Genomic DNA, 12,101 nt, shown 5'->3' with positions numbered 1-12,101 from the left:
CTTTTAATATCGGTTTTTATCTTATATTAAAAAATGATCTATTTTTTACTAGTAGGTTGTTCTTAATCATCCAAATTAGTCTCTCTCCTCCACACGATGGAATATAGGTCGTAGATATTATTGCTATTTTCTAGTTCCGGATAAAGATAAAACTCACTTGAAAGAAGATTTTCCCCATATATAAGTCAGTCTTTGTCTGACTAGCTACTAGCAAATAGATGAGTTAATGTTCATTGTCTACTAATCTGAATATGAAAATACTTCAGAGGCAGGCACAGCTAAGGATGAAAAAACTCAATTTTTAAGAGAATATGAAATGATACTCAATCAAAATCAAATAGCAAACTAAAAAGCTAGCCACAGCTTGCTTAAAGCAGGACTTTGAGGTTACAGATCAAACTAACGCGGTCAGCTCAAGACACTGTTTTGAATGTGTAGATTAGACTGACATGGTTTGAAGAAATTTTCGAAGAGGATGAATATCTCTATAATAAAAGGCATCTTATCAAGTGTTTTTGATACCTGATAACATGCACTTTTCTGATTTTAAAGATTTTGCCAGTTTTATTATCATTTAAGATAAGACGCTTCCATCATGTTTTGCATCATCATCAACAAACTGTTCTTTTACCAAATCCTTGATATCACTTTTGATACTTTTAGTATCTATAATAGAATCTTCACCGAGTTGGTGAAATGTCGCTTTATCTCTAATAGTATATTCTTGTTCATCGTCATATTTTTTAGTTATCAATCGAATCATCTTTCGTCTTAAAGATTTTTCCCCTTTGATGTTTCCTCTTTCTTTTATCCATGCCACTGCTAAAATGACCAGCATTAGACAACCGACATAACCTAAAAGAGGATACATAATGGAGACTAATTCTTTAAATCCCATAAAAGATAAACCATATCCTATAGCGACCGTAGCAATTAGAATAGGGTAAAAGCGCTTAGGTTTGTTTGAAGAGAAACGTTTTGCCAAGGCATAAAATAAACTGAAAGCTGTATTAAAAATAAGTCCAAAAATAATTAGAGCATACAACAAAGAAAATAGAGGATGAATTTGCTCCGCAATGGTTAACATAGGAATATCAACAGTTGAAACAAGTTTTATATTGGCGTATAAAATACCAGTTGCTACGGTAATAATCAAACTAACTACAAGTCCACCTAAGAGACCACTTTTTTCCGCAACACCAATTCTCATGACAGAACCTCCTAAGACAAATGCCATGGATACACCAGTCATAACAGTTAGTGCGAAATAATTTAGTAAAGAAACCCATACATTGGGCATCGGAGAAGAAAGTGTAGCTGTGATTGCTTCTAATTCTTCAAAATCAAAACTTTTCCCTACGAAAGTATGGACTGCCATAATGATAATCATGACAAAGACCAAAGGAGTAAATATCCCAAGAACGCTGGTAATCTTTTCAAAATTAAGAAAACTGACAATAATGACCAAGATAGCACAAATCAATCCTCCCAACCAAAATGGCAAACCAAATTGTTGGTTAAGGTTTGAACCAGCCCCAGCAATCATAACAAAACCAATTACAAAGCAGGAAACAATTAAAGCAAAATCAAGAATCTTATTAGTAATAGGCCCGGCAATTTGGGAAAGAACTTCAAAATGATCATTTGAACGGAAATAACTTCCTAAGGTAATGATAATTTTACCAAAAATAACACTTATGATTCCAAGAACAATCGTTCCAATGATACCCCATTTACCAAAACTAACAAAGTATTGCATTAAATCTTGGCCTGAAGATAGTCCAGCACCAATAACAACGCCTACATAAGCCAATGCTATATTTAAAATACGTTTTAACACTATTTTCTCCTAACCGTTATCACTACAATCAATGATTGTCTATTTAGTATACTATTTTCTTATATTATTGTCAAAAATATAGGTATTAGAACCATGTACATAGAAATATTTCTGTACGATATAGCAAGATAACACAAGGACTAGTCAGCTACTAATCAAACTTCTATCCTCCTAAATTGTTTGGAGATATTAGCTGCTCTTACGTCAGACAAATATCACAAAGATAGCAAGACATTAGACATCCACACAACATTCAACCGATACATTCCAGATGATGACGGTACTAAGACTTTTGCAAGATTTCGAACTACCCACTTAACTAAAAGAGAAATTGAGATACTAGACAAAATGATTGAACTGAACCAGCTCAGTGAAAATACTGACCTAAATTGGTACAAAAGCACTCGTATATTCGTCACAAACATTGGTAGGCCAATCCATAGTTCTATTCTAAGTAAATCTCTCCATCAAACAAACGAACGCCTTAAAAAACCAATCCCCAAACATCTGTCCCCTCACATCTTCAGACATACAACTATTAGCATTTTAGCTGAAAATAAAATTCCGCTAAAAACAATCATGGACAGGGTTGGTCATTCCGACTCTGAAGTCACTACTTCCATCTACACCCACGTCACAAAGAACATGAAAGATGAAGCAATCAATGTACTGGATAAAGTTATGAAAAAGATTTTTTCAAAAGTTTTGTCTCTCAAATACAAAAATAGCCCTTCGGAAAAAATCCGAGGGGCTAGAAACGTTGTTAAATCAACGGCCGAACTTTTAAATTTCAAGGTTCGAGATAAAATAGTTCACTGAACTATTTTATTTTTTCAAGTTGTAGAATGATTTCAATCCACGGTATTCAGCTACTTCACCAAGTTGGTCTTCGATGCGAAGCAATTGGTTGTATTTAGCGATACGGTCTGTACGTGAAAGTGAACCAGTCTTGATTTGTCCTGCGTTAGTTGCAACTGCGATGTCAGCGATTGTTGAATCTTCAGTTTCACCTGAACGGTGTGATACAACGGCAGTGTAACCAGCTTCTTTCGCCATTTCGATAGCGTCAAATGTTTCAGTAAGAGTACCGATTTGGTTAACTTTGATAAGGATTGAGTTAGCAGCACCTTCTGCAATACCTTTTTCAAGGTAAGAAGTGTTTGTTACGAAGAAGTCGTCACCAACCAATTGAACTTTACCACCAAGACGTTCAGTAAGAGCTTTCCAACCGTCCCAGTCATTTTCATCCATACCATCTTCGATAGTGATGATTGGGTATTTGTTTACCAATTCTTCAAGGTAGTCGATTTGTTCTGCAGCAGTACGTACAGCTGCTCCTTCACCTTCAAATTTAGTGTAGTCGTAAACTTTACGTTCTTTATCGTAAAATTCTGATGAAGCACAGTCAAATCCGATAAATACGTCTTTACCAGGAACATATCCAGCAGCTTCAATAGCAGCAAGGATAGTTTCAACTCCGTCTTCAGTTCCTTCAAAACGAGGAGCAAATCCACCTTCGTCACCTACGGCTGTTTCCAAACCACGAGATTTAAGGATTTTCTTAAGAGCATGGAAGATTTCAGCACCCCAACGAAGAGCTTCTTTGAATGATGGCGCACCAGCAGGTACGATCATGAATTCTTGGAAAGCGATTGGAGCGTCAGAGTGAGAACCACCGTTGATGATGTTCATCATTGGAGTTGGAAGAACTTTAGTGTTGAATCCACCAAGGTAGCTGTAAAGTGGGATTTCAAGGTAGTCAGCAGCAGCACGAGCTACAGCGATAGACACACCAAGGATTGCGTTTGCACCCAATTTACCTTTGTTAGGAGTACCGTCAAGAGCGATCATAGCACGGTCGATAGCTTGTTGATCACGTACATCGTAGCCGATGATAGCTTCAGCAATGATGTTGTTTACGTTGTCAACAGCTTTTTGTGTACCAAGACCACCGTAACGAGATTTGTCACCGTCGCGAAGTTCAACTGCTTCGTGTTCACCAGTAGAAGCTCCTGATGGAACCATACCACGTCCGAAAGCACCTGATTCAGTGTAAACTTCTACTTCAAGTGTTGGGTTACCGCGTGAGTCTAGGACTTCGCGAGCGTAAACATCAGTAATAATTGACATTTTTTACTCTCCTTATGAGTTAAATTTTTTACACCTCTATAATACCTTAAAACCCCTCCTTTTTCAAGAAAAAACGTTATCTTTGTGCAAATTTTCCTTAACTTTATAAAGTAATCGCTTTCTTTTGTCTGTTTTATTCTAACTTTTATGATATACTATTTTCATGACAGATTTATCAAAACAATTACTTGAAAAAGCTCATGGTGGGCCAAAATTAAATCCGGATGAGCAAAGACGCTATCTTGGTACCTTTGAGGAAAGAGTCCTTGGATATGCAGATATTGACACGGCAAATAGCCCTCAGTTAGAAAAAGGTTTTTTATCTATTTTAGAAAATCTTCAGGAAAAAGCAGAACCACTATTTGTGAAGATTTCACCAACTATCGAATTTGACAAACAAGTTTTCTACTTAAAAGAAGCAAAAGAAACTGATAGTCAAGCTACAATAGTTTCTGAAGACCACGCTTCTTCTCCTTTTGGACTGATTATTCATACCAACGCACCCGTTCAAGTAGAAGAAAAGGATCTTCGACTTGCTTTTGCAAAACTTTGGGAAGTTAAAAAGGAAGAACCAGTCAAAACATCCTTCTGGAAGAAATGGTTTGGCTAAATCTTGTGCATAGTTAATAAGTGCCCGATATTGGCTGCCGTGCGCTCCAAATAGAGGCTGGCATTTTTCAAACTCTCTTCTAAAGGTTCGCTTTTCTCTAAAATAGAAAAGGCAGCTTGGATATTTTCAAATGGCAGGGAAGGTAAATCTTCAGCAAGACTACCACAAATAGCAATGACAGGAACTCCGACAGGGGTTCTTTTTGCTACGCCTATCGGCGCTTTCCCAGCAAAGCTTTGACTGTCTAGTCTGCCTTCACCAACGATAACCAAGTCAGCATCTGCAACTTTCTTATCAAAATCAATCAAATCTAAACAGGTATCAATTCCAGACACGATATTTGCCTGAGCAAAGGCACACAAACCGCCAGCAAGGCCTCCACCAGCTCCTACTCCTTTAATTTCCAATGTTACAGGTGAGGCTTTTTCATAAAAATCTTGGATTGCCTGATCTACGACTGCAAACATAGTAGGATGTAAACCTTTTTGTTTGCCAAAAGTGTAAGTCGCACCTTGATGACCACATAAGGGACTCACGACATCTGCTAAAATACGAATTCGAACATCTTCAGGAATTTCATAGCGATTTTCTGTTGACATAGAAGCTAAGTTTAATAAGGACTGACCGCAAGCGGGCAAGACATTTCCATCCCTATCATAAAATCGATAACCTAAACCAGCAGCAATCCCAATACCTCCATCATTACTGGCCGTGCCACCAACGCCGATATAGATATCTTTAATCCCTTGAGCAATGAGATGACGAATCAACTCTCCAATACCACGAGTTTGGATTTTAAGTGGATTTCGTTTCTCTAGCGGAATCTTTTCAAGGCCAACTAAATCAGCAACTTCAAATAGCGCCAGTTCCCCTTTTTGAAAATAGCGCATGGCTTCTTGTTGTCCAAAAGGTCCTGTCACTTGGATCCATTTTTCTTCTAGGTCAAGAGAATGTCGGATGGCATCTACAGTACCTTCTCCCCCATCACCAATAGGGCAGAGGAGACAGTCTACATCTGCTATCGATTGTTGGAAGCCTCTTTTTATTGCTTCAGCTACCTCTTCAGAGCTCAAGCTTTCCTTAAACGAATCTGGTGCAATTACAATCTTCATATTTTCCCTCATTCTAAAAAATCAATCAAAGGCAGAACTTCTAAAAAATCCCTCTTGTCAATATAATATTGTATTTCTTTTTTGAGCACTTCTTTGGCACAAAATGCGATTCCCAGTCCTGCTGACTTCAACATTAATAAGTCATTAGCCCCATCACCGATTGCAACTGTTCTATCTTTAGAAAGTTTTAGTTCCTTTCTCCATTGTTCTAGAGTCTCTTTTTTAACCTGGGGACTAATAATTTGTCCAACTAATTTCCCTGTTAGAAAGCCACCTTTGACTTCAAGTTGGTTGGCAGAGAAATAGGCAATTCCAAGAGATTTTGCTAATCTCTCAACTATCAGTGTAAATCCACCGGACACCAGACCAACTAGGATGCCATTCTTTTGGAGAATAGAGATGAATTCTTGAACATTTAGCGATAGATGAATTGAGTTGAAGACGTTATCAAAGACCGAATCAGGAAGACCTTCCAAGAAGGACACTCTTTTTCGTAAACTGCTTTCAAAGTCTATCTCTCCTCGCATTGCCTGACTTGTAATCTGCGAAATTTCCTCCTCACGACTTACCTCTCTTCCCAAAAAATCAATCACTTCTTCTAGGATTAAGGTTCCATCCACATCCATAACACACAAGCCTTTTACTTGAGACATCAGTTCTCCTCTCTAAACAGCCCAAAAATCGTATGAAGTCATCATACGATTTTATCTATTAGTTAACTAAACTATGGTACAAGTCAAGATATGACTTGCAGGCTGTATCCCATGAGAAATCACACTCCATAGCTTGTTTTTGTAGATTTCTCCATACGTCTGGATGATTTCTATACAAGTCCAAAGCTGTTTGGAAAGTCCAATTTAACCAATAAGGAGATAGGTTGTCAAAGCTAAAGCCAGTACCGCTTCCTTCAATTGGATTAAAGGCTCGAACAGTATCTCGCAAGCCACCAACTTCATGAACCAATGGCAAGGTTCCGTAACGCATCGCCATCATTTGAGACAAGCCACACGGTTCAAAACGACTTGGCATGAGGAAGAGGTCGCAAGCAGCGTAGATTTCTTGAGCTAGTTTGACATCAAAAGTGATATTTGCTGATAGCTTGTCTGGGTAAATCTGAGCAAACCATGAGAAAGCTCCTTCAAAGGCTGGATCTCCAGTTCCCAAAAGAACAATCTGGACATCTTCTTGCAAGATATGGTGCAGACTTTCTACCACCACATCAAAACCTTTTTGACGTGTCAAACGAGAAACAATTCCCACCAGTGGAACGTCAGCTCTAACTGGCAAGCCAACTCTTTCTTGTAATTTTGCCTTGTTTTGGGCTTTCCCAGACAAATCTTCCTGATTAAAATGATAGTCTAAAAGGACATCCGTCTGAGGATTATACAGATCAGCATCAATCCCGTTCACGATACCAGACACCTTGCCAGATTCCATTCGAAGAATCTGATCCAAGTTACATCCGAACTGACTGGTCATAATTTCATGAGCATAGCTAGGTGAAACGGTTGAAACACGGTCAGCATAAAGAATACCAGCCTTCATCCAGTTCAGACAGTTGTTCCAGCGAAGGGTACCATCAGCATAACGTTCAAAGCCGACTCCAAACAAATCCCATAACATTCCTTCTGAAAATTGTCCTTGAAATTCCAAATTATGAATGGTTAAAACAGTTTTTATTCCTTGATAGGCTTGAATCCAACGGTATTTTTCCTTTAACAAGAAAGGAATCATAGCTGTATGGTAGTCATGAACATGGAGAAGGTCAGGAATGAAGTCAATCCTTTCCATAGCCTCAATGGCAGCCAGTTGGAAGAAAGCGAAACGTTCCCCATCATCAAAATCACCGTAAACATGACCACGGAAGAAATAATATTGGCTGTCAATAAAGTAGAAGGTTACACCGTTTAAGACGGTTTTCTTAATCCCACAATACTGTCTGCGCCAACCAACACTCACCTCAAAATGAAGCACATCTTCAATCTGATTTCCAAATTTAGACTCTACCATGTCATAGTAGGGTAAAATCACTGCAACTTCATGTCCCGCTTTTACCAGTGATTTAGGAAGAGCGCCAATGACGTCTCCCAGACCACCTGTTTTTGAAAAGGGTGCACCCTCTGCTGCTACAAATAAAATTTTCATGAATGAATATCCTCTGTTACTTTGCTACCTTTCTTAACGACAACTGGATGTTCTGCAGTTCCTCGAATCACAACACCAGGCTCAACTTCAACACCCTTGTCCAAGATAGCATATTCGATCTGAGCACCTTCTCCAATAACAACACGAGGGAAGAGTAGGCTATCTTTAACCAAGCTATCCTTATGGACATGAATATTACGTGATAGAACAGAATTAGCCACTTGACCTTCAATGATACTACCAGACGCAAACTGAGAAGTGCTTACTTTAGATGTATTAGCATAATAAGTTGGTTCTTCGTTTTTGACCTTTGTATAAATCTTTTGATTTGGTGAGAAGAGAGAATAGAATTTCTGTGATTCAAGCATATCTTTATTAGCTTGGTAATAAGACTCTACAGAATGAATATTTGCAAGGTAGCCTGTATACTCGTAGGCGAAAGCTCCCTCTTTTGCAGCCAAATCCCGTAAAACATAACGCAACTTCTCTGGATGTTCTTTTTTAGCTTCTTCTTCCAAGCGTTCAATCAACCAAGGTGTATCAACGACAAAGATATCTGTAGACATATTGAACGTTTCAGCTGCTGACTTGCTATCAAAGAGTTTATGAGAACGAACATGGTCTGTTTCATCCACTTCTAAGATTGCATTTACTTCTGAAATATCTTTCTTAGCTAGTTTTTTATAAACTACAGTGATAGGCCCTTTTGTTGTACTATGTAGGTGGAAAACTTGGTTCAAATCAATGTTAATCAAAACATCACAGTTGAGTGAAACTGTTTGGTTTGACCCAGAACGTTTCAAATAAGTGAGAAGCTGCTGGTAGTACTCTTTTCCAACTGTGCTACTTTCTACACGGGTATTGTAAATTCCTAGATAGTAATGGCTAAGAAGGGTTGATAAGCCCCACTCGCGTCCTGAACGAATATGGTCAAAGACTGAGCTGATATTATCCTGCTGGAAAATACCAAAGACACTACGAACACCTGCATTAGCAAGACTAGAAAGCGGGAAGTCAATCAAACGATATTTCCCACCAAATGGCAAACTTGCTACTGGACGGTGGTCCGTCAATGTCGACATATCATGAAAACCAACTGTATTTCCTAAAATGGCAGAATATTTATCAATCTTCATCTGTTGCTACCCCCACTACTTCATTATATCCTACAACTTGTACTTCATCTGTTCCATCAATTTCGACACCGTCAGAAATAATCGCACCTTCACCAATAATGGCACGTTTAATCTTAGCTCCTTGACCAATGATAGCTCCACTCATGATAACTGAATCAACAACTTCCGCTCCTTCGCGAACTTGCGCGCCTGTTGAAAGGATAGAATGTTTAACAGTTCCATCAACGAAACATCCGTCTACAACTAATGAGTCTTCCACATCAGCATTTGCACCGAGGAAGTTTGGTGGTGAAATCAAGTTTCTTGAGTAAATCTTCCATTGACGGTTACGGCTATCCAAGGCATTTTCTGGAGAAATGTACTCCATGTTCGCTTCCCAAAGTGACTCAATCGTACCGACGTCTTTCCAATAACCACTAAATTCGTAAGCATAAACACTTTCACCTGACTCAAGGTAATTTGGAATGACATTTTTACCAAAGTCTGACATATCTACATTGCTCTTTTCAGCAGCGACTAACATATTACGAAGGCGTTGCCAATCAAAAATGTAGATTCCCATAGAAGCTTTTGTAGATTTAGGTTGAGCTGGTTTTTCTTCAAATTCAACAATACGATTGTTGGCATCAGTATTCATGATACCAAAACGGCTTGCTTCTTTAAGAGGGACGTCTAAAACTGCTACTGTCAAGCTGGCATTATTATCCTTATGAGACTGGAGCATATCATCATAGTCCATTTTGTAGATGTGATCCCCAGACAAAATCAAGACATACTCAGGATTGACACTGTCGATATAGTCGATATTTTGGTAAATAGCGTGACTAGTCCCCTCAAACCAACGATTTCCTTCACTGGCAGAATAAGGTTGGAGAATAGAAACACCAGAATTAATACCATCTAGTCCCCAGCTTGAACCATTCCCAATATGATTGTTGAGAGCAAGTGGCTGGTACTGTGTAATGACTCCAACATTGTGAATCCCTGAGTTGGCACAGTTTGAAAGGGCAAAGTCAATGATACGGTAGCGCCCACCAAATTGCACAGCTGGTTTTGCGATGCTTTGAGTGAGTTTACCGAGACGAGTTCCTTGCCCACCAGCAAGAATCAAAGCTAACATTTCATTCTTCATTTTCTACTCCTTTTTGGTTTTTACTTGTGACGGTTTTTGCAGATTTCAAGCGACGTTTGATTTTCCAGACACTAGCCCCCATAGCCGGTAGGGTAAAGGTTAAGGTCTGCTCATAATCTTTCCATAGTCCTTCTTGCGTTTGAACAGTTTGATTATGTTCTTTCCAAACGCCTCCCCACTCTTCTAACTCAGTATTCCAGACTTCTTCATAAATCCCTGCAACAGGCAGACCGATTGTAAAATCTTTTCGTTCAACAGGTGCCATATTAAAGACGCAGACTAGCATGTCGCCCTTCTTACCCTTACGGATGAAGGAAAGAACACTCTGGTCTCGATTATCCGCATCAATGATTTCAATACCATCATAGCTGGTATCAATTTCCCACAAACAGCGGTTGTCTTTGTAAAACTGGTTTAGCTGAGAAGTGAAATACTTCATCTTAGCATTCATTGGGTCTTCTAGGTTAGACCATTCCAACTGTTCTTCAGATTTCCATTCTAGGAATTGACCATATTCGCTACCCATGAAGAGCAATTTCTTACCAGGGTGACAAATTTGGTAAGTGTAGAGATTGCGCAAACCTGCAAATTGATTGTAACGATCTCCCCACATCTTATGCATCATACTCTTCTTGCCATGAACCACTTCATCGTGCGAGAATGGTAAGAGATAGTTTTCATTGAAAACATACATAAAGCTGAAAGTCACCAAATTAAAGTCATACTTACGGTAAATTGGGTCTTCTTCGTAGAAACGGAGGATATCATTCATCCAGCCCATATTCCATTTGTAGTCAAATCCTAGACCACCAAGCTCTTTCATTCCCGTAATCTTGGTTGCAGACGAACTTTCTTCTGCAATCATCATCACATCTGGATATTCTAACTTAATAATGTCATTCAAGCGTTGAAGGAAATAATAACCTTCATAGTTGAGATTTCCCCCATCTTTGTTAGGTGTCCATGGAGCATCATCATAGTCCAAATAGAGCATGTTGCTAACAGCATCCACACGAATACCATCCAAATGATAGACATCGATCCAATGCTTAATACAAGAAATCAAGAAGGACTGGACTTCATTTTTTCCAAGGTCAAAATTGAGAGCGCCCCAACCATAGTTATGAGCCTTATTATGGTCTTGGTACTCAAAAGTCGGTGTCCCATCATAATAGGCTAAGGCATCATCATTGATGGTAAAGTGACCTGGTACCCAGTCTACGATAACCCCAATATTATGGATATGACACTCCTCGACAAAATCTTGAAACTCCTCTGGTCTACCATAAGCATGCTCTAAAGCGAAGTAACCCATAAGCTGATAACCCCAACTCAACCCCAAAGGGTGGGACATCAAGGGCATAAACTCAATATGAGTATAGTTCATTTCAACGAGATAAGGAATGAGTTCATCCTTGAGCTGGGCAAAACTATAAGGACTACCATCAGGATTTCTTTTCCATGAGCCAGCGTGAACTTCATAGATATTGACAGGACGTTCAGCAAAGCCCCAACGTTTTCTTCGTGCCAGCCAAAGTCCATCCCTCCATTTCTTCTCAGGAAGCTCTGTTACGATTGCCCCTGTTCCTGGACGCGCCTCATATCTGACAGCAAAAGGGTCAATCTTCATCAGTTGATGACCATTTTGACGTGTGACATGATATTTGTAAATATGCCCTTCTTGAGCCATATTGGTAAAGACTTCCCAGACCCCAAAGTCATTTCTTACCATTGGAATCTGACCCTCAATCCAGTTGGTAAAATCCCCCACCAAGTGGACAGCCTGAGCATTAGGTGCCCAAACACGGAAAGTATAGCCATACTCTCCATTCACTTGCTCTTTATGTGCTCCTAGATAATGCTGAAGGTGAAAATTCTCTCCTGTCATAAAGGTGCGCAAAGCTTCTCTTTTATCCATAATACCCCCTCTTTTCTGTAAGCGTTTTCTATGTTTTTATTATACTACCTTTTTAGAGAAGATTCAAGTAAATTACTA

Annotated in this window: 9 protein-coding genes and 1 pseudogene; 2 read left to right on the top strand and 8 right to left on the bottom strand. The window is 39.1% G+C overall.

Annotation, left to right across the window (positions count from 1 at the left end; genetic code table 11):
* Positions 1 to 574 precede the first annotated feature (574 nt).
* Positions 575 to 1,840 carry a hypothetical protein gene (locus HT697_RS01515; protein ID WP_164226178.1) on the bottom strand — a complete coding sequence of 422 codons (1,266 nt, stop codon included), beginning with the start codon at positions 1,838 to 1,840 and terminating at the stop codon, positions 575 to 577.
* 348 nt (positions 1,841 to 2,188) lie between these two features.
* Here HT697_RS01515 and HT697_RS10150 point away from each other — a divergent pair.
* A pseudogene (locus HT697_RS10150) lies at positions 2,189 to 2,536 on the top strand (tyrosine-type recombinase/integrase); the annotation flags it as partial.
* 129 nt (positions 2,537 to 2,665) lie between these two features.
* Here HT697_RS10150 and eno read toward each other — a convergent pair.
* Complete coding sequence (gene eno / locus HT697_RS01505) at positions 2,666 to 3,970, bottom strand: surface-displayed alpha-enolase (protein WP_000022821.1); 1,305 nt, start codon at positions 3,968 to 3,970, stop codon at positions 2,666 to 2,668.
* 163 nt (positions 3,971 to 4,133) lie between these two features.
* Between eno and HT697_RS01500 the strand changes: the two genes are divergently transcribed.
* Positions 4,134 to 4,580, top strand: coding sequence for a DUF1694 domain-containing protein (locus HT697_RS01500; protein WP_173261829.1), 447 nt, complete (start codon positions 4,134 to 4,136; stop codon positions 4,578 to 4,580).
* Here HT697_RS01500 and HT697_RS01495 read toward each other — a convergent pair.
* From HT697_RS01495 to glgB, 6 genes are read right to left on the bottom strand one after another with little or no spacing between them, the layout of a single operon-like run.
* Positions 4,577 to 5,692, bottom strand: a complete 1,116-nt coding sequence (locus HT697_RS01495; RefSeq protein WP_173261826.1) for a glycerate kinase — start codon at positions 5,690 to 5,692, stop codon at positions 4,577 to 4,579. The two genes, HT697_RS01500 and HT697_RS01495, sit on opposite strands and share 4 nt — an antisense overlap.
* An 8-nt stretch (positions 5,693 to 5,700) precedes the next feature.
* A complete protein-coding gene (gene serB / locus HT697_RS01490) occupies positions 5,701 to 6,345 on the bottom strand; it encodes a phosphoserine phosphatase SerB (protein ID WP_173261823.1) in 645 nt (214 codons plus the stop codon).
* Positions 6,346 to 6,403: 58 nt separating this feature from the next.
* Positions 6,404 to 7,837 (bottom strand): glycogen synthase GlgA, encoded by a 1,434-nt coding sequence (gene glgA / locus HT697_RS01485; RefSeq protein ID WP_173217852.1) that lies wholly within the window; start codon positions 7,835 to 7,837, stop codon positions 6,404 to 6,406.
* Entirely contained in the window at positions 7,834 to 8,973 is a 1,140-nt protein-coding gene (gene glgD / locus HT697_RS01480; protein ID WP_173217850.1) for a glucose-1-phosphate adenylyltransferase subunit GlgD, read from the bottom strand. The genes glgA and glgD overlap by 4 nt, the downstream gene beginning before the upstream one ends.
* The gene (locus tag HT697_RS01475) at positions 8,963 to 10,105 is read right to left on the bottom strand and encodes a glucose-1-phosphate adenylyltransferase (RefSeq protein ID WP_000787253.1); all 1,143 of its coding nucleotides are present in this window, start codon (positions 10,103 to 10,105) and stop codon (positions 8,963 to 8,965) included. The genes glgD and HT697_RS01475 overlap by 11 nt, the downstream gene beginning before the upstream one ends.
* Positions 10,095 to 12,023 (bottom strand): 1,4-alpha-glucan branching protein GlgB, encoded by a 1,929-nt coding sequence (gene glgB / locus HT697_RS01470; RefSeq protein WP_173217848.1) that lies wholly within the window; start codon positions 12,021 to 12,023, stop codon positions 10,095 to 10,097. The genes HT697_RS01475 and glgB overlap by 11 nt, the downstream gene beginning before the upstream one ends.
* Positions 12,024 to 12,101: the final 78 nt, after the last annotated feature.

The organism is Streptococcus sp. 1621 (genome assembly GCF_013276615.1).
In the GTDB taxonomy this organism is placed as follows: Bacteria; Bacillota; Bacilli; order Lactobacillales; family Streptococcaceae; genus Streptococcus.
This window is presented reverse-complemented; position numbering and strand designations above follow the sequence as displayed.

Excerpts from the sequence above, each read along its gene's own strand:
- eno (WP_000022821.1), bottom strand. The coding sequence starts at position 3,970 with ATGTCAATTATTACTGATGTTTACGCTCGCGAAGTCCTAGACTCACGC.
- HT697_RS01500 (WP_173261829.1), top strand. The coding sequence starts at position 4,134 with ATGACAGATTTATCAAAACAATTACTTGAAAAAGCTCATGGTGGGCCA.
- HT697_RS01495 (WP_173261826.1), bottom strand. The coding sequence starts at position 5,692 with ATGAAGATTGTAATTGCACCAGATTCGTTTAAGGAAAGCTTGAGCTCT.
- serB (WP_173261823.1), bottom strand. The coding sequence starts at position 6,345 with ATGTCTCAAGTAAAAGGCTTGTGTGTTATGGATGTGGATGGAACCTTA.
- glgA (WP_173217852.1), bottom strand. The coding sequence starts at position 7,837 with ATGAAAATTTTATTTGTAGCAGCAGAGGGTGCACCCTTTTCAAAAACA.
- glgD (WP_173217850.1), bottom strand. The coding sequence starts at position 8,973 with ATGAAGATTGATAAATATTCTGCCATTTTAGGAAATACAGTTGGTTTT.
- HT697_RS01475 (WP_000787253.1), bottom strand. The coding sequence starts at position 10,105 with ATGAAGAATGAAATGTTAGCTTTGATTCTTGCTGGTGGGCAAGGAACT.
- glgB (WP_173217848.1), bottom strand. The coding sequence starts at position 12,023 with ATGGATAAAAGAGAAGCTTTGCGCACCTTTATGACAGGAGAGAATTTT.